The sequence below is a fragment of the Sphingopyxis sp. 2PD genome, assembly GCF_005503695.1.
In the GTDB taxonomy this organism is placed as follows: Bacteria; Pseudomonadota; Alphaproteobacteria; order Sphingomonadales; family Sphingomonadaceae; genus Sphingopyxis.
In genome coordinates this window covers 263,202-285,534 of sequence record NZ_SCMU01000001.1, presented here as the reverse complement: position 1 = coordinate 285,534, position 22,333 = coordinate 263,202, and the positions used below count along the sequence as shown (strand labels likewise).

The 22,333-nt window shown below is 65.1% G+C and carries 16 protein-coding genes and 1 riboswitch; of the genes, 6 read left to right on the top strand and 10 right to left on the bottom strand.

The genetic code is table 11. The features are described from left to right. Nucleotides 1-272 precede the first annotated feature (272 nt). Entirely contained in the window at nt 273-2,828 is a 2,556-nt protein-coding gene (locus tag FFS18_RS01245) for a beta-N-acetylhexosaminidase (protein WP_137869430.1), read from the top strand. On the opposite strand, the gene FFS18_RS01240 is transcribed toward FFS18_RS01245, so the two are convergent. The 10 genes from FFS18_RS01240 to FFS18_RS01195 form a co-directional block, all read right to left on the bottom strand. Continuing rightward, nucleotides 2,825-3,601: an ABC transporter ATP-binding protein gene (locus FFS18_RS01240; RefSeq protein WP_137869429.1), complete on the bottom strand. Its 777-nt coding sequence runs from the start codon at nt 3,599-3,601 to the stop codon at nt 2,825-2,827. The two genes, FFS18_RS01245 and FFS18_RS01240, sit on opposite strands and share 4 nt — an antisense overlap. Beyond that, a complete protein-coding gene (locus FFS18_RS01235; RefSeq protein ID WP_137869428.1) occupies nt 3,595-4,596 on the bottom strand; it encodes a FecCD family ABC transporter permease in 1,002 nt (333 codons plus the stop codon). The genes FFS18_RS01240 and FFS18_RS01235 overlap by 7 nt, the downstream gene beginning before the upstream one ends. Further along, nucleotides 4,593-5,447: an ABC transporter substrate-binding protein gene (locus tag FFS18_RS01230; protein ID WP_137869427.1), complete on the bottom strand. Its 855-nt coding sequence runs from the start codon at nt 5,445-5,447 to the stop codon at nt 4,593-4,595. Before FFS18_RS01230 ends, FFS18_RS01235 begins: the two co-directional genes overlap by 4 nt. Next, on the bottom strand, nt 5,447-6,055 hold the full coding sequence (gene cobO / locus FFS18_RS01225; protein ID WP_137869426.1) for a cob(I)yrinic acid a,c-diamide adenosyltransferase: 609 nt from the start codon (nt 6,053-6,055) through the stop codon (nt 5,447-5,449). Before cobO ends, FFS18_RS01230 begins: the two co-directional genes overlap by 1 nt. Beyond that, the gene (locus FFS18_RS01220; protein WP_137869425.1) at nt 6,055-7,917 is read right to left on the bottom strand and encodes a TonB-dependent receptor plug domain-containing protein; all 1,863 of its coding nucleotides are present in this window, start codon (nt 7,915-7,917) and stop codon (nt 6,055-6,057) included. The genes cobO and FFS18_RS01220 overlap by 1 nt, the downstream gene beginning before the upstream one ends. Before the next feature lie 179 nt (nt 7,918-8,096). After that, nucleotides 8,097-8,314, bottom strand: a riboswitch (cobalamin riboswitch). A 284-nt stretch (nt 8,315-8,598) separates the two neighbouring features. After that, a complete protein-coding gene (locus FFS18_RS01215; RefSeq protein WP_137869424.1) occupies nt 8,599-9,756 on the bottom strand; it encodes an acetyl-CoA C-acyltransferase in 1,158 nt (385 codons plus the stop codon). Between the two features lies 1 nt (nt 9,757). After that, entirely contained in the window at nt 9,758-10,987 is a 1,230-nt protein-coding gene (locus tag FFS18_RS01210; RefSeq protein ID WP_137869423.1) for an acetyl-CoA acetyltransferase, read from the bottom strand. A 1-nt stretch (nt 10,988) separates the two neighbouring features. Continuing rightward, a complete protein-coding gene (locus FFS18_RS01205; RefSeq protein WP_137869422.1) occupies nt 10,989-12,680 on the bottom strand; it encodes a class I adenylate-forming enzyme family protein in 1,692 nt (563 codons plus the stop codon). A 1-nt stretch (nt 12,681) separates the two neighbouring features. Beyond that, nucleotides 12,682-14,178 carry a carotenoid oxygenase family protein gene (locus FFS18_RS01200; protein WP_137869421.1) on the bottom strand — a complete coding sequence of 499 codons (1,497 nt, stop codon included), beginning with the start codon at nt 14,176-14,178 and terminating at the stop codon, nt 12,682-12,684. Continuing rightward, complete coding sequence (locus FFS18_RS01195; RefSeq protein WP_249340244.1) at nt 14,175-15,077, bottom strand: NAD(P)H-dependent flavin oxidoreductase; 903 nt, start codon at nt 15,075-15,077, stop codon at nt 14,175-14,177. Before FFS18_RS01195 ends, FFS18_RS01200 begins: the two co-directional genes overlap by 4 nt. 185 nt (nt 15,078-15,262) lie before the next feature. Between FFS18_RS01195 and FFS18_RS01190 the strand changes: the two genes are divergently transcribed. The 5 genes from FFS18_RS01190 to FFS18_RS01170 all read left to right on the top strand — a co-directional run bounded on the left by FFS18_RS01190 (nt 15,263) and on the right by FFS18_RS01170 (nt 22,021). Then, nucleotides 15,263-17,551, top strand: a complete 2,289-nt coding sequence (locus FFS18_RS01190) for a TonB-dependent receptor (RefSeq protein WP_249340243.1) — start codon at nt 15,263-15,265, stop codon at nt 17,549-17,551. Nucleotides 17,552-17,643: 92 nt separating this feature from the next. After that, nucleotides 17,644-18,591 carry a winged helix-turn-helix transcriptional regulator gene (locus FFS18_RS01185; protein WP_137869418.1) on the top strand — a complete coding sequence of 316 codons (948 nt, stop codon included), beginning with the start codon at nt 17,644-17,646 and terminating at the stop codon, nt 18,589-18,591. A gap of 119 nt (nt 18,592-18,710) precedes the next feature. Then, complete coding sequence (gene guaB, locus FFS18_RS01180; protein WP_137869417.1) at nt 18,711-20,168, top strand: IMP dehydrogenase; 1,458 nt, start codon at nt 18,711-18,713, stop codon at nt 20,166-20,168. Nucleotides 20,169-20,270: 102 nt separating this feature from the next. Continuing rightward, nucleotides 20,271-21,461 carry an RsmB/NOP family class I SAM-dependent RNA methyltransferase gene (locus tag FFS18_RS01175; protein WP_120216784.1) on the top strand — a complete coding sequence of 397 codons (1,191 nt, stop codon included), beginning with the start codon at nt 20,271-20,273 and terminating at the stop codon, nt 21,459-21,461. A 32-nt stretch (nt 21,462-21,493) separates the two neighbouring features. Further along, nucleotides 21,494-22,021 (top strand): tetratricopeptide repeat protein, encoded by a 528-nt coding sequence (locus FFS18_RS01170; RefSeq protein ID WP_137869416.1) that lies wholly within the window; start codon nt 21,494-21,496, stop codon nt 22,019-22,021. Nucleotides 22,022-22,333 lie beyond the last annotated feature (312 nt).

Here is a 22,333-nt window from a genome sequence, read left to right as displayed (position 1 = left end):
TGCGCGTGGCGACGGATGCCACGGCAGTGCGCGGTCGTCGTTTTGGGGCAGTCGAAGGGTGGCTTCCTGGCAGCGATCGTCGTCTCAGCCATGCCCATAGGCGGAAACTAATACTAATTTAAAACCAATGCCTACGTCGGTGACGAGGGTTCATCGGTTTCAATTACGATAGATTTAGCAGGACTTGTTGCATCTCCTAGGTTGTGGAAAGGCGTTGACCGTCTCGCACCGACATGACAAATTGAATACAAATTTTGGGACGGGAGACGATTATGCAGCCGGTGGGTTGGGCGATGCTGGCGGTGGCGGCGCTGATTGCGCCGCAAGCCGCGGCAGCCGAGGCGTCGCCGCAGGCGGCACTCGACCAATTCGCCGACACGCTGGGCTATCAGCTGGAAACCGTCGACAACCGGCCCCAATGCCCAACCGGGATTGCCGGTTGTTTCCTGACCACGATCACGCTGACGTTCCCTGAAACCCTGCCCGATGCACTGCCGACGCGCGGCCTCTCACTCTATTTCAGCTTCGTCAATCAGTTGCCGCTGGTCGAAAGCGATATCTTTACGCACCGGCTGATCAACGGCGATGTTCAGCAATTGACGCTGAAGCCCGGCGCGACGCTGGGCCCCGGTGCACGGCACGTCGTCAAGCTGTGGGGGATCGGCGCCAATTTCTCGCGGGCATTTGCGATGCCCAATGCCTATCTCGTCGCCGACGGGGTAAACCCGCGGACGATTGCCGCCACGCGCGCGGTCATCGATCCCGAAACCGGCCTCGAAGCCCTGCCGTTCGCGGCGCCGATGACGAACGAGGCACGGCTGGCGACCAAAAGCGACGCCGATCGGACCCGCTGGTTGACCGCCGAACGGGCCTTTGCCGTACAGGCGGAGCGCCAAGCCGCTGCGACAACCGGTGTGGCGATCCTGCCGAAACCGATCGAGGCGGTGCAGGGCAATCGGCCGTCGGTCGATCTTGGCCGGGGGATTGCGTTGACGCTCCACGGTGTCGAAAGGGCCGCCGTCGCGCCCGCGCTCGCGTCGCTCGGTGTCGCCGAAGGCGGCGCACTGCCGCTGACGGTCCGGGTCGATCCGGTCGCAATCGTAAAGCCCGAGGGATATATGCTCGACGTCAGGACGTCGGGGATCGCGATCACCGCGCACGACGCGGCGGGAGCCAGCCATGCGCTGCGCTCGCTGGCGCAGCAGGCGGCGTTTGAAAAGGGCCGGATGAAACCGCTGCGCGTGGTGGACGCCCCCGAATATGGCTTTCGTGGGTTGCACATCGACCTTGGCCGCAATTTCCACGGCCGCGACCAGATATTGAAGCTGGTCGAGGCCATGGCGGCGTACAAGCTCAACAAGCTGCACCTCCATCTGGCCGACGACGAGGGCTGGCGGATCGAAATTCCGGCGCTTCCCGAACTCGCGGAGATCGGATCGAAACGATGCCATGACCTGCGAGAGCAGGCGTGCCTGCTGCCCCAGCTCGGCGCCGGTCATGACGGGAAGGGCGGCGTCAACGGGTATCTGACCGCCGCCGATTATGTCGCGATCGTTCAGGCCGCGGCGGCGCGGCAGATCGAGGTCATCCCGTCGATCGACATGCCAGGCCACAGCCGCGCCGCGATCAAGGCGATGGAGGTTCGCCACGCGCGGCTGATGGCCGCGGGCAAGGCGGCAGATGCCGATGCTTATCGCCTGATCGACCCGGCGGACACGACCGAATATCGCAGCATCCAGCACTATAACGACAATACGCTGAACGTCTGCCTGCCCGCGACCTATCGCTTCGTCGATACGGTGGTCGATGCGCTTGCCGACATGCACCGGCAGGCGGGAACGCCGCTGCGCATCTTTCACATCGGCGCCGACGAAACCGCGGGCGCCTGGGTGAAATCGCCTGCTTGCCGGGCGATGATTGCCGAAAATGGCGGCGACGCGGGCAAGCTCACCCCGCGCTTCATCGAGCGGGTTGCGCAGCGTCTCGCCGCCAAAGGCCTGCGCACCGGCGGCTGGAGCGATGGCATGGGCCACACCGACGCCACAAAGATGCCCGGGAATGTCCAGACGAACATCTGGGGCGTGCTGCACGGCGGCGCGGTGCGCGAGGCGCATGACCAGATGAACCGCGGTTGGGACGTCGTGCTGTCGATCCCCGACCTCGGCTATTTCGATATGCCCTATGCCCCGCACCCAGACGAGGGCGGCTATCACTGGGCCTCGCGCGGAGTCGACGACTATCAGGTGTTCGGCTTCATGCCCGGCAACCTGCCCGCCAACGCCGCGACGATCCGTAACACCCATGCACAGGGCAAGGCGATCGCGGACGAGCCGGTGCTGCAATCGGGACGCCGGATCGCGGGGGTGCAAGCGCAATTGTGGAGCGAGACGATCCGCACCGATGGCCAGGTCGATTATATGCTGTTCCCGCGCCTGCTCGCGCTCGCCGAACGCGCGTGGAGCCCGGCGATATGGGCGCCGCCCTACGGTGCGGGTGCCACTTATGAATGGGGTGACAAGCGCGTCGATGCGGTGAAGCTCAAGGCGGGTTGGCAGGATTTCGCGGGACGCGTCGCGGCGCAGCTGCCGATGCTCGACCGCATGGCGATTGCCTATCGCGTTGCGCCGCCGGGCGCCCGGATCGCCAACGGCAGGCTGGAGGCGAACAGCGTCTTTCCGGGGACGGCGATCGAATATCGGATCGGCGGGGGCGACTGGACGCGCTATTCGGGGCCAGTCGGCGTCAGTGGTGAAATCGAACTGCGCAGTCGCTCGGCCGATGGCAAACGGACAAGCCGCACCGTGCGTGTGGCTGCACCAGTTCGTTAGCCAGAGGCGCGGCCAAATATCGTAATCGTGGGCCAGTCGCCGCCGGTCTCGACCGCGGCGTCGATCCCGTACACCGCGCGCAGACGCTCGGCGGTCAGCACGTCGGCGGGTGTGCCATCGGCGACGATCCGCCCGCGATCGATCAGCAACAGCCGGTCGCAATAGCGCGCGGCCAGCGTCAGGTCGTGCAGCACCGCGATCACCAGCCCGCCGCCCGCCGCCTCGGCGCGCAGCATATCCATCACGTCGATCTGGTGTCCGGGGTCGAGGCTCGCGAGCGGTTCGTCGGCGATCAGCGCGGGTGCCTCGACCGCCAGCGCACGCGCGAATAGCACGCGCGCGCGCTCGCCGCCCGACAGCTCGGTCGCGATCCGATCGCGTAGCTCCAGCACATCGGCGCGCGCCATCGCGCGCTCGATCGCGGCGGTATCGGCGTCAGATATCCGCGACATCGGCGCAAGGTGGGGCAACCGTCCCAGCCCGACGAGCCGTTCGACAGTCAGCGGCCAGTGCAAGGTCTGCCCCTGTGGCACATAGGCGATGTGCCGCGCGAGCTCGCCGCGCGGCATCGCCGTCGCGTCGATGCCGTCGATCGTTACTGTCCCGCTGGCGGGCACCAGCGCGAGCATCGCGCGCGCCAGCGTCGATTTGCCGGCACCATTGGGGCCAACGATGGCGGTCAGCGTTCCTGCGCCGAACTCGGCGCTGACATCGTGCACGACCGCGCGGCGACCAAGCGTGACACCGATATGATCGAGAGTGATGCTTACCATAGCCGCCGCTCCCGCATCAGGTGGATCAGGAAGACCGGCACCCCCAGAAAGGCGGTGACGACCCCCAGCTTCAGCTCGTTCGTCGTCGGAATGATACGGACCCCGAGGTCGGCGAGCGTCAGCAGCGCGGCGCCACCGATCGCCGAAGGCAGCAGGATCGCCGACGGGCTGCGGTCGGTCAGCGGACGGATCAGGTGCGGCACGATCAGCCCGACAAAACCGATCGCGCCCGCGACAGCAACCGCGCCGCCGACTCCGATCGCGGTGCCGACGAGCAGCCGCAATCTTGTTCGCCGAAGGTCGGTGCCAAGCGTCTGCGCGGCATCCTCGCCGAGCGTCAGGGCATCGAGCGCGCGGCCATTCCACAGCAGCATCGCCCCGCCGATCGCGATGCACGGCAGCGCGATCCACACATGGTCGAACGACCGGTTCTCGAGGCTGCCGAGCAGCCAGGTCATGATCTCCATCGCCGCGAACGGATTGGGTGACAGGTTGAGCGCGAGGCTGGTCCCTGCGACAGCGAGCGTGCCGACCGCGATCCCTGCGAGGATCAGGGTAAGGGGGCTTTCGGCGCGACCGGCCAAGACGAACAGCAATACGAGCGAGACGAGTGCGCCGCCTGTCGCCAGCACCGGCAGCATCACCGGATGCAACTCGGCAATGCCGAAATAGATCGCCGCGACCCCGCCGAGCGCCGCAGCGTTCGAGGTGCCGAGCACCGACGGTTCAGCAAGCGGGTTGCGCAAATAGCCCTGCAATGCCGCGCCCGCGAGCCCTAGCATCGCGCCGACCGCAAGCGCGAGGATTGTCCGCGGCAGGCGCAGGTCGAACAGGATGATCGACGCCACCCGGTCGCCGTTGCCGCTTGCAGCGGCCAGCAATCGCGCGACCGACAGATCGACCGCACCGAACAGCATCGAGCCGATCGCGGCGGCAAGTGTCAGCAACAGCAGCGACGCGATCAGCGACCAGCGGGGCACGGCAAAACGGTTCATGAGCGGTCCCCGTCGATGCGCGCAATCTGCGCCGTGATGCTCCGCGCCGCCGCTGTGTAGGCGGGGCTGCCGCACACCGTCCATGCCTGCGGAATGCTGATGCGTGGGATCCCGCTCAGCGCTGGATGGTGCAGCATTTCGCTCCCTTGGTCGGTCACCACGTCGGTTGCGCTTTCGACGATCAGGAAATCGGGCTGCGCCGCGACCATTTCCTCAAGGCTCAGTTGCGACAGCGGCGGCTTGCCGAGCTTGCCCGCCAGATTGACCAGCCCGACGCGCCCCATCAGCTCGTCGATCAACGTCCCGGTTCCGGTCATATAGCCGCGCCGCTGATAATAGGCTGCGACGCGGCCCTTACCCGGCTTGGGCAACCCAGCGAGTTCTCCCTGCATCCGCGCGATCAGCGCGCCGCCGCGTTCGGGATGGCCAACCGCCGCCGCCGTCTTGCGGATCGAGGTGTAGATTTCATCGAGCGTGTTCGCGGTTGCGAGGTCGAGCAACGGATAGTCTTGCTGCGGCAGCGCGCGGAGCGCCGCGCTTCGGCTCGCGGGCATGCCGACGATCAAATCCGGTTCGATCGCCAATATCTGCTCCGCCGAATTGCTGAGCAGCCGGATACCGCGCGCCTTGGCGGCCTCGCCCGACATTTCGGCGTCGGTCGCATTTTTCGTCAGCCCCGCGATCTGTTCCCGGTCGGCAAGCGCGAGCACGAGCTGGTCGGCGCAGAGGTTGATCGACACGATGCGCTGCGGCACCGCAGGTGCCTTGACGCGCGGGGCAGGGGCAGCCGCCCACAGCAGCCCCGCGCCGCCGAGCAGCGCCGCTACCGCCGCAAGCGCGCGTTTGCGCATCAGAATTCGACCCCTTTCTGCGCCTTCACATTCTGTTCGCGGAACGGATGCTTCACCTGCGCCATTTCGGTGACAAGATCGGCGACCTCGATCAGCGCCTCGGGCGCGTTGCGGCCCGTGACGACGACATGCGTCATGTGCGGCTTCGCGGCCAGCGCCTCCAGCACCTCATCGACGGGCAGATAGTCGTAGCGCAGCACGATATTGAGCTCGTCGGCGATCACCATCTTGTAGCTCGGATCGGCGATCATGCGCTTGACCTCGTCCCACGCCGCGCGCGCGACCGCGATGTCGCGCGTGCGGTCCTGCGTGTCCCAGGTAAAGCCTTCGCCCATCGGCTTGAATTCGATCAGGTCGGGAAAGCGGTCGAACACCGCCTTCTCGCCGGTCTTCATCGCACCCTTCACGAACTGCACGACGCCAACCTTCATGTCATGGCCGATCGCGCGCACCGCCATGCCGAGCGCGGCGGAGGTCTTGCCCTTGCCGGGACCGGTATGGACAATCACCAGCCCCTTTTCGACCGTCTTGGTTGCGACCTTTTTTCGCTGCGCGGCCTGAATCTTCTTCATCTTCGCCGTATGTTCGGCGTCGGTGCGCGCCTTCATCAGAAGCGCGCCCGGACGCCGCCATAGGCCGCGCGGCCGTAGGTGCCGTAACCCGCGGCGGTCGCGTATTCGGCGTCGAACAGATTGTCGACGCGGCCGTAGATCTCGAAATGGCCACCCACCGGGAAGGATGCGCGAAGCCCGGCGAGCGCATAGCCGTCGAGCCGCACGGTGTTGGCGGCATTGTCGAAACTGTCGCCGACCAAGGTTAGCGTCGCGCCGGTCGACAGGCCGAACGACCAGTCATAGTCCGCCGACACGCTTACCGCATGTTCGGCGCGGCGGGGCAGGCGCTTGGCGTCGAAGGCCGGACGTCCCGACCGGTCGCGCGCATCGATATAGCTGTACGATGCGGTGACGTTCAGCGCATCGACGGGGCGCAGCGCCAGCGTCGCTTCGACACCTTTGGCGCGGGTGCGATCGATATTGCCGTAAGTGAAGGTCGCATTGTCGTAATTGATCTGGTCGGTGGTGTTGCGCAGGAATGCGGTCAGCGAAATCAGCGCGCGGCCATCGGCGAGATTTTGATCGATGCCGAAATCATAGCTTTTCGACCGCTCGGGACGCAGCGTCGCATTGCCGCTGAACGCATCATAGAGCTGGTACAGCGACGGTGCCTTGAAGCCTTCACCATAGCTCAGCCGGATGTTGGTCGCACCGTCGTTGGGTGAATAATTGGCGTTGGCGCCCAATGTCGTCGCGCCGCCAAACTGGCTGTGATCGTCATGGCGGATGCCGCCGGTTACCGACAGGCCGGTGAACGGCTGGACGATGCCCAGCGCATAGACGCTGTCGATATTGGCCTGCTGGCTGTCGGTCGATCCAAAGCCGAAGAAATCATAATCGGGACGCTCATGCTCGTAGCCGAAGATCAGCTTCGCTTGGGTGACCGGCGTCACGACCCCCTGATATTCGAACCGCAAATTGGTACCCGAATAGCCGTAATCGGGCGCGGTCCCGCGCACGAAATAATAATCGCGCTCGTTTCGCATCCACGTCACCGCCGCGCGGTTGGTGAAATTGCCGTCGAACAGGCCGATGTTCAGCCCGGCATAGCCGACATATTGGTCGAGCTTGGCGACGTCGGGGCTGTCGGCGGGGGCGCCGAAGAAACTGTCATAATCGAGGTCGGCGTTGATGTAGTAGCCACGCAGATCGAGGCTGAGCGCGTCGCTGAACGCCACTTTCAACCGCGCGTTGCCGGCGAAATTCTTGTAGCCATCCTTCTCGGTGCCCCCCGCCGCTGACGAGATGCCGTCGGTGCGGAAGTAAGCCCCGCCGATCCCGCCCGAAATCGCGCCGGCGGTGCCCGACACATCGGCTTTGGCATTGACCGTATCGCTATAGCCATATTCGGCCGAAGCCTTCGCCGCGAAGCCCTCTGCCGGGGTCGCGGTCATCAGGCTGACGACGCCGCCGATGGCCTGGCTGCCATGCACGACCGAGTTCGAACCGCGCAGCACCTCGATCCGGCTGATGTTGCCGGTCAGCAAATGGCCGAAATCATATCCGTCGCCGATGCCGCTCGGATCGTTGACCTTCACCCCGTCTATCAGCACGAGGGTCTGCGTCGTCTCCGCACCGCGCAGCGAAATGCCCGCGACCGATCCGGTGCTGCCCGTGCGGCTGAAGCGGACGCCGGGCGTCGTCGCGAGCAGGTCCACGATATCGACCGTTTGGCGCTTTTCGATCGTGTCGGCGTCGATGATCGTGATCGCCTGACCGACCTCGTCGCGCGGCTGCTCGATTCCCGAAGCGGTGACGACGATGTCGCCGCGTTCGCCGTCGCCGGCGGTGGTTTCGGCGAAAGCGGGTGTTGCCGCGGCCAGCGCGATCAGCGAAATGCTCGATAACTTCAACATGGGAAAGCCCCCGTACGCCGACAACGAAGGCGGAGCCTGCCGATGCGCGGGCGCGATCGACCGATGCTGGCGGCGCAAGTGGCGTAAAATACCCGCGGCCCCGGCACCAAGGCGGCTCCAGCCACCTGGTCGTCGCTCGACGGAAACCTCCGTGCCGCGGCCTTTCCCTGGACCTTGGCAGTGAGCGACCCACGCCGGCAGGTCTCCTGGCTCGCGGGTCAGGGCTCGATGCACGCCTTCCCAGGTTGCCCCAGTGGCTGATCCGCAAATCCGGACCGGTACATCTCGCTCGCCGCTTACAGTTGCAGGGACAGCCTCGGCTTCGGGGGTTCAGGACGAACCCCGCCACCGCGTTCCCATTTTAAGCCCTTTCGGGCACCGGCGCGATCATGCGCGGGGCAAGCCCCGCACGCGCCGCCCATAGCGGAATGGCGCGGGGGTGCAACGGGGATTTGCGGGGACGCGATTGACCTTCCCCCTTGATGGGGGAAGGATACGCAGCCTTATCGCGCAGCGATTAGGCGAAGTTGGATGGGGGTGACGGTGCCTCCTTGAACCGTCGTCGCGGGCCGCGAGCGGACCCCCACCGCTGCGACTAGCGAACAAGTTCGCAAGTCTCGCTGCCTCCCCCATCAAGGGGGAGGGAAAATCGGGTCCGGGCAATTGGTATCTCGACGAACGTCAACGCTTAGCCCGCTCCACAACCATCGCCGCCCCGACTCCCATCGCGCCGGTCAGCACGACGAGGCCGTAGCGTCCGCCGCACGCGTCGAGCGCGTCGAGCAGGGTTGAGGTCAGGGTCGCCCCGCTGGCGCCCATCGGATGCCCCTTGGCGAGGTGCCCGCCGCTCACATTGACTCGCGCCGGATCGGCGCTGCGGTCGCGCAGGAATTTGGCGATGGTGACGGCAAAGGCCTCCATGAACTCGACCCGGTCCATGTCGCCCAGCGTCAGCCCAGAGCGCGCCAGCACCTTGTCCATCGCAGCAAACCCCGCGGTCAGTGACGCGGCGGGATCGCCACCACTTTCCGCGAAGGCGATAACGCGCGCGCGGGGGGCAGAGCCAAGGCCTTCGGCGCCCACCAGCGCCAGTCCCGCGCCGTCGCAGATCGGCGGCGCATGCGCGATGCTGTGGAGCGGCTCGAACGTCGCGCTTTCAAGCGCGCCCGAATATTGCTGCTGCAATTCGCCAAACGCAGGCGGGGCAGCGGCCAGCGATTCCGCAGTGGTTTGCGGGCGGATGCATTCCTCGCCGGTGAGCGGTCCGGTGGCGATACGCGACTGTTGAAGCGCGGTGTCCGTGTCCGTGGCGGCAGCCTTCTGCTGCGAGGCGAGGGCCACGGCGTCGAGATCGGCGCGAGTGTGTCCCTCGGCGTTCGCGAGCCGGTCGGCGGCGAGCACCGGCGGGACGAATCGCGTGTGCGGCGGCAAGCTGTCGTCGGTGTAGAAAGCGGCGCGGTCGCTCAGGAACGGCGCCGCGCTCATCGATTCGACGCCGCCCGCGAGGATGCAGTTCGCTTCGCCGCTTGCGACCTTGGCAACCGCTTGGCCGATCGCCGACAGGCCCGATGCGCAATAATTGTTGATACTATGCGCCGCAGTTGCGTCGGGCAGACCCGCATGGAGTTTCGCCAGCATCGCAATATGCCCGCCCTGCGCGCCGCTCTGCGTGACGCAGCCGACCAGCAAGGCGTCGGGAACAAAATCGCCGCATCGCGCCGCGAGTGCCGCAACCTGCTGGCGCACCAACTCTTGCGGACTCAATCCGGCGAGACCGCCATCGGGTCGCGCCTTGCCGCGCGGGGTGCGCACGGCGTCGTACAGATAGACGTCGACCAAATCAGGTGCCGACGACAAAGCTGACCGCGGTCGTCGCGCTGCCGCCGACGTTGAAGGTCGCGAAATTCTTCGCGCCTTCGACCTGATAGTCGCCCGCATTGCCGGTGACCTGCCGCCAGCTGTCGAGCAGCATCCGCACCCCGGTAGCGCCGACCGGATGGCCCAGCCCGATCAGCCCGCCCGACGGATTGACCGGCAGCTTGCCGCCGAGCGCGATCGTGCCATCCTCGACCGCGCGCCAGCTTTCGCCCGGCGGGGTAATCCCGAAATGGTCGATCGCCATATATTCGGTGATCGAGAAGCAATCATGCACTTCCACCCCGTCGCACGCATAGACGTCGGGCATTTCGGCGCGGCGCAGCGCGTCCATCATCGCTTTGCGGACGCTGGGGAAGACATAGGGTTCGCCGCGACTGCCCGCGACCTTGGTCGAGTAGAGCAGGGGGGCGGTCGAATGGCCCCAGCCCTTGATGCGCGGGATAGTGTCGATAGAAATCCCGCGCCGTTTGGCGTAGGCTTCCGCCACTTCGCGTGAGGCGAGGAAGATTGCGGCGGCGCCGTCGGTGACCTGCCCGCAATCGGATTTGCGAAGCGAGCCTTCGATCAGCGGATTGACCTCGTTATTCTCGCCGAGATGATCGTCGGTAACTGCCCAGCCGCGCGTCTGCGAGTTGGGGTTTTTCTTGGCGTTGGCGAAGTTGTTGGCGGAGATCGCACGAAGATGCGCGCGATCGAGCCCGAAGCGTTCCTCATATTCCTCGGCGATGCGCGCGAACATCCAGGGCCACAGGTAGCGCGCTTCCTGCGCTTCGCGGCCCGCCCAGGCGGCGGCGCCGAGATATTCGGCGGCGCGCTGGCCGGGGACGTTGCGCATCAGCTCGATCCCGAGCACCAGCGCGAGGCCGTAGCGCTCGGCCTCGATCTCTGCGGCGGCGGCAAGGATCGCGATGCTGCCCGATGCGCAGGCGGCCTCGTGGCGCGAAGCGGGGATGCCCGCGAGGTCGGGGTGGACATGGCCGAAGAAGCCACCGAGCTGGCCCTGACCCGCGAACAGCTCGCCGACAAAATTGCCGACATGCGCAGTCTCGACTTCCTTGGGTTCGATGCCCGTTGCGGCAAAGGCCGCTTCGGCGACGTCGCGAAACAGCTCGAACAGCCCGCCGCCTTCGCGTTCGAGGTTGCGCGCAAAGTCTGTCTGCGCGCCGCCGAGGATGAACACGTCCTTTGCCATGTCAGGCTTCCTTTTCGAAAGTGGCGAGCGCCTGTTCGCGCACTTCGCTGCGCATCACCTTATTGGTGACGTTGCGCGGCAGTGCGTCGAAGCGGAACAGGCGTTCGGGCAGCTTGAACACCGCGAGATCCTTTTCACGCAGATAGTCGGTGACGTCGGACAGGCTGACACCTTCACCGCCGCGCGGGACATAGGCGAGGCCGATGCGCTCGCCCATCGTGGGGTCGGGGAGCGAGAAGACACAGGCTTCGGCAAGCAACGGATGCCCCCCGAGCAGTTGGTCGATCTCTTCGGGCGAGATATTCACCCCACCGCGAATGATCAGATCCTTGCAGCGCCCGACGAAGCGATAGAAGTCTCCCCCCTCGGCGATCTCGAACAGGTCGCCGGTGCGGAACCAGCCGTCGTCGGTGAAGGCTTCGGCAGTGCGGTCGGGGGCGTTGTGATAGCCCTCGAACAGGCTGGGGCCGCGGATTTGCAGTTCGCCCGATATGCCGTCCAACTCGATCGGGCCGCCGCCGCCGGGCGACACGAGGCGGCTTTCGATGTTCGCGGCGCGACCCTCGCCATAGGGTGGCGGATATTGGCCGCGGCGCGGGAACAGGCTCGCGCGCTTGTCGGGGTCGGGCATGTCGCCTTCGCCGGTGATGAAGCTCATCCCCTCGTTCGACCCGAAGACGTTGACGATGATGATGCCGAGCTTTTCCTGGAACCCACGCACCATCGCGGGCGCGAGCGGGGCCGAGCCCGAGGCGATGACGCGTAGGCTCGAAAGATCGACCGAGGCGAGCAAAGCCTCGTTCTGCAGCAGCATGTTGAGCACCGCGGGCGGCGCGATCGTTAGGCTCGGCCGCTCGGTCGCGATCTGCTTGAGATATATGCCGGGGTCAAAGGGATGGTGCAGCACCATCGTCCCCGCGCTGGTCAGCCAGCACATCGTGATGCCCCCAATGCTCGCCATATTGATGAGCGGGAAGGGGTTGAGCAAGACGTCGCCCGGCCCGACCTTCATCGCCTCGTACCCCGCGGCGGCGACGGCGATCCAGTGATTGTGGCTGCGCGGCACGCCCTTTGGCACGCCGGTGGTGCCCGAGGTCCAGCAGATGGTGAAGATGTCGTCGGCATCGACCGGGTTCGCGGCAACATGCGCAGCGAGGGCTTCGGCGTCGCCGTCGGCGGTTGAAAGGTCGAGCGCGCCTGCGGGCGCATCGGGGCCGAAGGTCATCAGCGCAATGCCATCGAGCAACGGCGCCGCGACACCGACATGGTCGCAGCCCTTGACCTGCGTCGCGCAGACGAAGGCCTTGGGTTCGACGACGCCGATCATGCCCTTCAGCTCATGGCTGCGATATTGCACCGCCGCCGGGCTGACGATCGCGCCGATTTTTGCCGCCGCAAAATAGAGCGCGACAAATTCGCTGATGTTGGGAAGCTGGACGAGCAGAACATCGTCCTTACCAATCCCGGCGGTGACAAGCGCGCCCGCGAGCCGGTCGATCTCTGCCGCCAGCTCGGCGTAGGTCAGCCGCTGCGGCTCACCGAAAGCGAAGTCGGCGCGGTTGGGAGCATCGACCAGCGCGAGGCGATCGGGATGCGCCACCGCGTTGGCCGCGAACAGGTCGGCAAAGGTCTGATCGCCCCACCAGCCGCTTGCCCGATATTGCCGCCGTTTGTCCTCTCCCGCGACAATCATCTCAGGCGGCCAGTACGCTGTTTTCGCCCATGCCGATGTCGTCGCCGCTCGCCCAGACGCTGTGCGTTCCCGAACAGATGCGTTCGGGCAGGATGATCCGGCACACCGGGCCTGCTGCGATGTTCTTCGCGTCGATCAGCACGCATTCCGATTTGTCGGTTTCGAGGTCGGCGATGAACGAGACAAGATAGCCGTCGTCCTCGTCCTTGGCGTTGGTCCGCGGTGCAAATGGCGCTTCGCTACCGAAGCGGCCGGGACCAAATTCATATTCTTCGCTCGTACGGTTCGCGAGGTCGTGCTTGACCAACCCGCGGAACAGGAACCAGCCCGGTTCGGGGATCGCGCTATAGGCGTAGCGGTAGGGTTTGCCCGCATAGCGGTGGTTGAACATGCCGAATTCGAGGTCGCGATCGTCGAGCCGCTCTTCCTTCGTTTCGCCCGTTTTCAGGTTGAACCGCCACCGGTGGAGGCGCGGCTTCAGCAGCCCCTGATCGAGATAGGCCATCATCCGTTCCAAGCCCTCGGGGGCGTTGGGATAGGATTTCGGCATCGGCTCTTCCTGATAATAGCCGTCGAGGATGATCTCGTCGCCTTCCTCCCACGAATTGAGCCAATGCAGCGTGTAGGTCGGTTCGGCCTCGAACCAGCGGATATCTTCGGGCTGCCCATGCCGCGGAATGATCGCGAAGCGCGTCTTCTGGTCGGGATGGAACTGCACGACGTGCAGCCGTTTTTCGAGCAGCTCCTCGTTCCAATAGAGCGGCATGTCGTTGAGGATCGTGTAATTTTCGGTGAACGCCATGTCATGTGGCAGGCGCGGTCCGGGCAGCGGCACCGGGATATAATGCTTCAGCTTATTGTCCGGCCCGACGACGCCATAATGCATGTATGGCGCGTGCTTCGAGTAATTGAAAAACATGAGTTCGCCGGTTGCGAGGTCGACCTTGCAATGCGCCGAAATACCGTCGAGCGGCACCCAGCTTTCGGTGCCATATTGTTCGAGCGTGAAGGGGTCGAGCCGATAGGCTTCGCCGCACTGATAGAAGGTCGAGATGATCTTGCCGGCATGGATCGCGACGTCGGTGGAGCTGCTGTCCTTCAGCCATTCCTGCGCGCCCCAGCCGTGTCGTGTCGACTTGTGCGGCGGCTCCATCAGCCCGGCCCACAGCGAGCGGCCGGCCTCCTTCTCCGCCGCAAATCCCTTGGTGCGGACGAACCGGCTGCGATAGCTCGCCCGGCCACCTTTGAACGAAATCGCATGAATGAACCCGTCGCCGTCGAACGGATGATAGCGCCCGATCGGCTCGTGGATCTGGTTCTCGCCGGTGCGGACATAAACGCCGTCGATGTCGGTCGGGATATTGCCGATCACCTCGGCATCGCCATTGGCGAAGATCGCGTTCCACTCGTTGTACGTCGGTCGCCACGCGCCCTTCATGTAGGGATGATCGTTCGGCTGGATCGTAGTCTGGATCGTCTCGACGAGTTCGGCGGTCATGCGAGGACTCCTTCGGCGGGGGTAAAGCGCGGCCTTGCGGCGGCGGCATCATATTCGACAATCAGGCGATCGACGATGGTCGCGATAGGTTCGACGCCGCGCACCGCGCCGACGCCTTGCCCGGCGGACCAGACATTTTTCCATGCCTTGGCATCGTCCTGCGCGTCGGAGAAGTTCGGGCGCTTGTCCTCGGGCATGTTCGCGGGGTCATAGCCTGCGGCGATCAGGCTCGATTTCAGCCAGTTGGCGGTCACACCGGTGATACCTTTTGAAGGCACGATGTCTTCGGCACCGGCGGCAACGACCATCTCCTTATATCCCGGCACCGCCATGCTCTCGGCGCAGGCGATCAGCGACGTGCCGAGATAGGCGAGGTCCGCGCCGAGTATCTCGGCCGCACGTATAGCGTGACCCGTCGAGATCGCCCCGCCGAGCACAAGCGGGCCGTCCCAGAACTGCCGCACCTCCTCGACAAAGGCGAAGCCCGCGGTCGCGCCGGTGTGGCCTCCGGCACCCGCGGCAACGAGGACGAGGCCGTCAACGCCTGCCGCTGCCGCCTTGCGCGCAAAGCCGACCGAATTGACGTCGGCGAACACCAACCCGCCGTAGGAGTGAATTTCCTCGACCACCCGTGCGGGACTGCCGAGCGCGGTGATGACCAGCGGCACCTTGTGGCGCACGACGCAGGCGAGATCTTCGGGCAGGCGGCTGTTGGATGGATGGACGACAAGATTGACCGCCCAAGGTGCGGCATGGGGGTCGTTTGACAGTGCCGCGTCGATCCGGCTGACCCAATCCTCAAGGTCGGCCGAGGTGCGCGCATTGGGGGCGGGGAAGCTGCCGATCATCCCGGCGCGCGATGCCGCGATCACCATTTCCGGCCCTGAAACGAGAAACATCGGCGCGGCTATCGCAGGCAGGCGCAGATTGCGCGTCAGGGCGGGGGGAAGGCCGTGTTGCGGCACTAACTATCCTCTCAAATTATCTGACTTGCATAACGATACTTAAAGCCGTTATGAGTCGCAAGGCAAGAAAAACATCGCGGGCGGTGGTCGCCAAGACGATGGAGCGTGGGAGGATCCTTATGAAGAGCTATTTTGTTGCGCTGCTCGCTGCATCGGCCCTCGCCAGCCCGGGTATGGCTTTTGCGCAGGACGCGGCGCCGGCTGACGATCAGGGCGGGCTCGAGGAAATCATCGTCACCGCGCAGAAACGCGCCGAGGGTCTGTCCGACGTGCCGATCTCGATCTCCGCGGTCAGCGGCAAGCAGGTCGAAAATTACGGCCAGACCAACCTCGAACAGATCAGCTCGTCGGTTCCTAACCTCAAGATCACCCAGACCGCGATCGCCAACCGCATCGCGATCCGCGGCATCGCGTCGGGCGACAACAAGGGGTTCGAACAGTCGGTCGCGATGTTCGTCGACGGCGTCTATTATGGCCGCGACCAGCTGTCGCGCCTGCCGCTGGTCGATATGGAGCGCGTCGAGGTGCTGCGCGGGCCGCAGCCGACGCTGTTCGGCAAAAATGCCATCGCGGGCGCGGTGAACATCACGACGCGCAGCCCGACCGACGAATTCGAAGGGTCGGTAAGCGGCCTCTATGAATTCAATCACAAGGAATTCCAGCTGACGGGCGTCTTGTCGGGACCGCTCAGCGACGGGATCGAGGCGCGCGTCGTCGGCTATCACCGCTCGATGGACGGCTATTTCTACAATCAGAAGCTCGACCGCGACGAACCGAATGTCGACGAATATTATGTTCGCGGCAAACTGGAGTTCGACAAGGGCGGGCCGCTCGCCGCCGAGCTCAAGCTGGAATATGCCGATTTTGAAATGAAGGGGCAGCCGCGCGACGTGTTCGGCGCGGTCGGCAATTACAATACGGTGTTCCAGGGACCGTTCTTCGTCAGCACCAACCCCGATTTTGTCCGCGAGGACAATGGCTATGAAAGCCGCAACAAGGTGTTCGGCGCGACGCTCAACGCCGATCTGGACATCGGCGAGCATACGCTGACCTCGGTCACCTCGCTGCTCGATTACAAGACCCGAGAAATCGTCGATGTCGATTTCTCGGGGATCAGCTTCCTCGACGGCACCAACTTGCAGGAGGATTATCGCCAGTTCTCGCAGGAATTGCGGCTGGCATCGCCCGGCGGCGAAGCGTTCAACTATATCGCCGGCGTCTATTATCAGAACGCCAAGCTCGATGTCGACGATCAGGTGCTGTTCAACTCGACCTTCCTTGCGCTGGGGCCGCCGTTCAACGCCATCGGCGATACGCGCAACGACCGCGTCTATTCGCAGAAATCCGACCTGATCTCGGTGTTCGCGCAGGGCGAGCTCGCGCTCAGCGACCGCTTCCGGATCACCGCGGGCGCGCGTTTCAACCATGAAAAGAAAAGCGGCAGCCGCACGCTGGCGATCGTGCGCGGGCCGCTCAACACCTTCAACCCGCTGGTGGTCGCCGGAACCTTCCGCGCGCTCAATATCGAGGCACACAGCATATCGGGTAAACTCAGCGAAGACAGTTTCAACCCGATGGTCAACGTCCAGTTCGACGCGACCGACGACCTGATGCTCTATGCCTCGTTTGCACGCGGTACCAAGGCGGGCGGCTTCGACATCCGCTCCAATTCGCTGCCGGGATCGACCACCGTCGCTCGCCCCGGCGCATTCGAATTCGAGGATGAAAGCGCCGACAATTTCGAGGCGGGGCTGAAGTACAAGGGGCGGAACGTTGCGTTCAACCTGTCGCTCTATCGCACGACCTACAAGGATCTGCAGGTCAATATCTTCGACGGCACGCTGAACTTCAACGTCGCCAACGCCGCGGGGGCGCGCACCCAGGGGGTCGAGGCCGATTTCCGCGCCGCGCTTGCAGACGGGCTGACGCTCAGCGGGGCGATCGCTTATCTCGACTTCAAATTCACCAACTTCACCTCGGGCCAATGCTATTATTTGCAAACGCCGGGACCGGGAGGTTTCTGCGACTATACCGGGCTGCGCAACGCCTTGTCGCCGAAATGGTCGGGCAACCTCAACCTCGACTATACGACCCCGATCAGCAGCGACATGAAGGTGGCGTTCAACGTCAATGCCGACTTCTCCTCCTCCTATATCGCTGCCGCGAACCTCGACCCGCGCACGCATCAGGACGGTTACGTCAAACTCGGCGCCCGGCTGGCACTGGCGCAGGTCGATGACCGGTGGGAGATCGCGCTGATCGGTCGCAACCTGACCAACCAGCGCATTCTGCAAACCGCGAGTTCGATGCCGCTGGCGACGACGATCACCCGCAATGCCGGCAATGCGTACAACGGCATCGTCGATCGCCCACGCACGATTGCGGTCCAGTTGACCGGGCGCTTTTGACACGGGGGAGGGCGGTGTACTGCCCTCCTGCCAGCCTTGTCGGGATAGCGGCCGTGGTTTAGTGGCGGCACGGACTGCAGGATGGCTTGAGCTTGAAACACGACCGCACCATCAGGGCTTGTTCGATCTGGCGCGCACTCGACGTCGTCGGCGACGTACCGGTGCTGCTGCTCATGGAACAGGCCTTGCTCGGCATCCACAGCTTCGACGAATTTGTCGCGCGCACCGGCCTCGCGCGCTCGGTGGTCAACGGGCGGCTCAAGAAACTGGTCGAGGAGGATTGCCTCGCCAAGGTGCCGCGCAAGGGCGGTCGCGGTTTTCATTATATGCTCACGCCAAAGGGCCGCGACCAGTTTCCCAACGGCCTGATGATGCTGCGCTGGCAGCATAAGTGGGAGGCGGACGGCCGCGACTTTCAGGTCCGCCTGCACCATGCAACGTGCGGCCATGCGACCGAACCAGTGCCAACCTGCGGTCATTGCCACGCCGAAATCGACCCGCGCGACGTCGATTGGCGCGAAGGGCCGGGGCTGGCGCAGATCGTCCCGCATTACGAGCGCCGCCGGTTCAACGGCGAAATCGGCGCGCGGCGCCCGGGTGGCCGCCCGCTGGTCGACACGATGATCGAGCTGTTCGGCGACCGCTGGGCAACGCTGGTTGTCCGCGCGATGTTCACGCAGATCAACCGTTTTGACGAGATCCAGCGCGACACGCTGATGGCGACCAACATCCTGACCGGGCGGCTCGAGCGCCTGATCCGGCAGGGGATTATTCGGGCGGTACCCTATTCCGACCGCGGCGACCGCTTCGAATATCGCCTGACCGCCAAGGGGCGCGACCTGTATCCGGTGCTGCTCGCTTTGCTGCAATGGGGCGATCGCTGGTTTTCGGACGACCGCGGGCCGCCGGTGCTGTTGACCCACCGCCCCTGTGGTCACGATCTGAACATGGTCGTCGCGTGCAGCCATTGCGGCGACGAACTGCGGCTCGAAAACAGCCGCTTCACCATCGAAAACGCCGGTCCGCCGCCCGCGAAATAATCATGCGCCGCCCACTGGCGCGCGCGGGGCCGACTGGTTACATGGGCCGCCACCAAACGAATCGCGCGCGCCGCCCCGAAATGCGGGACAGGCGCCGCCCGCACCAGAAAGTGGCCCCGATGGAAATCACGACCGGTCTGACCTTTGACGATGTGCTGCTGGTGCCTGGCCCGTCGGACATCCTGCCGTCGGACGCGAACCTGTCGACCCAGCTGACCAGCGAGATCGGCCTCAACATCCCGATCCTGTCCTCGGCGATGGATACGGTGACCGAGGCCGACATGGCGATCCTGATGGCGCAAATCGGCGGCATCGGCGTGCTCCACCGCAATCTGACCGTCGAGGAGCAAGCGGCGGCGGTGCGGCAGGTGAAGCGCTTTGAAAGCGGCATGATCGTCAACCCGATCACCATCACCCCCGACGCGCCGCTTTCTTACGCTACCGCTCTGATGAACCAGCACCGCATTTCGGGTATCCCGGTCGTCGAAACCGGCGGCAAGCTGGTGGGCATCCTGACCAACCGCGACGTCCGTTTCGCCGACAACCCCGGACAGCCGGTGCGCGAACTGATGACCGCCGACAACCTCGCAACCGTGCGGCCCGGCGTCGGGCAGGACGAGGCGCGCAAGCTGCTGCACCAGCGCCGCATCGAAAAGCTGCTCGTCGTCGACGACGATTATCGCTGCATCGGTCTGATCACCGTCAAGGATATGGAAAAGGCGGTCAATTTCCCCGACGCGACCAAGGACGGTAGCGGCCGCCTGCGCGTCGCCGCGGCGACCAACACCGGCGATTCCGGGATCGAGCGCGCCGAAGCGCTGCTCGACGCCGAATGCGACCTGATCGTTGTCGATACCGCGCATGGGCACAGCAAGATGGTCGGCCACACCGTCGAACGCATCAAGAAGCTGTCGAACCGCGTCCAGGTGCTCGCGGGCAATGTCGCGACGGGTGACGCGACCAAGGCGCTGATCGACGCGGGCGCCGATGGTGTGAAGGTCGGCATCGGCCCCGGATCGATCTGCACGACGCGGATCGTCGCCGGGGTCGGCGTGCCGCAGTTGACCGCGATCCTCGACAGCGTCGAACAGGCCGCGAAACAGAATATCCCGGTCATCGCCGACGGCGGCCTGCGCACCTCGGGCGATATCGCGAAGGCGCTGGCGGCGGGCGCATCGTGCGTCATGGTCGGCTCGCTGCTGGCCGGGACCGCCGAGGCGCCGGGCGAAACCTTCCTGTTCCAGGGCCGGACCTACAAAAGCTATCGCGGCATGGGCAGCGTCGGCGCGATGGCGCGCGGCTCGGCCGACCGCTATTTCCAGCAGGACATCAAGGACCAGATGAAGCTCGTCCCCGAAGGGATCGAGGGTCAGGTACCGTTCAAGGGCGCCGCGAAGGACGTGATTCACCAGCTCGTCGGCGGGGTGAAGGCGGCGATGGGCTATACCGGCAGCCGCACGCTTGCCGACTTCCGCGAGCGCGCCAAATTTGTCCGCATCACCAATGCGGGACTGCGCGAAAGCCATGTCCACGACGTCGCGATCACGCGCGAAGCGCCGAATTATCCGGCGGGTTGAGCGTAAGATGATGCGCAAGGCCGGATAACCCCACCCGCTGCGACTATGCCAGCAAGCTGGCCAGTCTCGCTGCCCTCCCCTAAAGGGGAGGGGGAGAATTGAATGACCCCCGCCGCCCGCGTCCAGACCGCAATCGAAATCCTCGACGCTATCGCTGCCTCGGCGCGCGAGGGCGGGGCGCCTGCCGACGCGATCTTTGGCGAAGCGATGCGCGCGCGGCGCTACGCGGGGTCGAAGGATCGCCGCGCGATCCGCGGCCTCGTCTATGATGCGATCCGCCGCGTCCGGTCGGCCCCGCCGTCGGGCCGCGCCGCGATGCTCGCGCTCGCCGACACCAATCCCGAACTGGCGGTGCTGTTCGACGGGTCTTCCTACGGCCCCGCGGCGATTGCCGCCGACGAACCGCGCGCCGAAACCGGGCTTGCCGCGACCGCACTCGTCGCGCTGTTCGACCCGCTGGTCGATGCTGCTGAGCATGATGCGATGCTAGTCCGCGCATCGCTTGATCTCCGGGCCAATCGCCTGCGATCGAGCGGCGAGGAACTCGCGACGATCTTTCCCGAAGGGGAGCCGATCGCGGGGCTTGCCGACGGCTGGCGTCTGCCGGGCGAAACCGCCGCCGTCCAGCACGCGGCCTATGCCGAGGGACGTTTCGAGGTTCAGGACGCCGCGAGCCAGTATGCCGCTGCGGCGCTCGATGCCCATGCAGGGCAGGCGATCGTTGATCTGTGCGCTGGCGGCGGCGGCAAGACTTTGGCGATCGCGTCGGCGACCGGCGACGCCGCCGATATTCTTGCCTGCGACACCAACCGCGCGCGGCTCCAGCAGCTTTTGCCGCGCGCCGAACGCGCGGGCGCGACGCGCATCGAAACGCGGCTGCTCAACCCCGGCAAGGAACATGATATGCTCGCCGACTGGCAGGGCAGGGCCGACCGCGTTTTCGTCGATGCGCCTTGTTCGGGCAGCGGCACCTGGCGGCGCAGTCCCGAGCTTCGCTGGCGGCTTACCCCGTCGCGGCTCGACCGGCATCTCGCCGATCAGGCGAAGCTGATCGAGCTTGGCGCCGATCTTGTGGCGCCGGGCGGCAAACTTCTTTATGCCGTCTGCTCGATCATCGCGCGCGAGGGGCGGGCACAAGTGGATGATTTTCTGCATCATCATCCGGGCTGGACTGCCGACACCGGCTATCTGCCGGACGGTATTGGCCGCGCCGCGGGGGCCGGTTTTCTGCTCACCCCGGCATATGACCGCAGCGACGGATTTTTTCTCGCACGACTGACAGCGCCATGTTAGCATCCCCGCCAATGAATAGATGGGAGAATGCGATGCGCGTCGGTATTCTGGCTCTGTCCGCGGGTCTTATCCTGGCCAGCCTGCCCACGGCATCCGATGCCCAGCGCGCCGACAATGACATCTTCCCGCGCTCGACCGCGCTCCAGCAGGAAGGGCAAAAGGCGCAGGAAGCCGGCGATCTCAACCTTGCGATCGATCTGTATGAATCGGCGCTCGCCGCCGACCCACGCAACCGCTCCGCGATCATCGCGCTGGCGCAGGTCGCGCGCGCGCAGGGGCTGCCGGGCAAGGCGATCGGCCTGTATCGCGAAGCCCTCGTCCTCGAACCCAATGACATCGTCGCGCTGACCGGGCAGGGCGAAGCGCTGGCCGACAAGGGCGCGCTGGAACTGGCACGCGAGAAGCTGGTCGAAGCACAGCGCGTGTGCGGCGACAAATGCCCGCAGGTGGCGGCGCTGGAAAAAACCATCGCATCGAGCGCCTCGAAGCGCGTCGTCGCCGCCGAAGTGCTGGTACCGAAACCCGTCGTCGCGACGGTTGGGGCCAGCAACCAGAACTGATCCTCGCCCCAGCGCAATTGGGAACGGCGGTTAACGGTCGTTAGCTGCCATTCGCGTCGGTTTGGATCGAATGACCGGAAACGACCGATTGCCGACGTACGTCATTTCTTCTCTCCCCTTGTGGGAGAGATACGAAGGCTTGGCAGCTTTGCTGCCTAGCCGCAGTTGAGAGAGGGGTTTGCGCGTGCTGGCGTCCGCCCCCTCACCAAGCTTCGCTAGCTCCTGACGGAGCAAGCTGCGCTATCCTCTCCCACAAGGGGAGAGGAGCTTGTGACCGCTCCCCACCCCAAAACCGACATGCCACTCGCCACC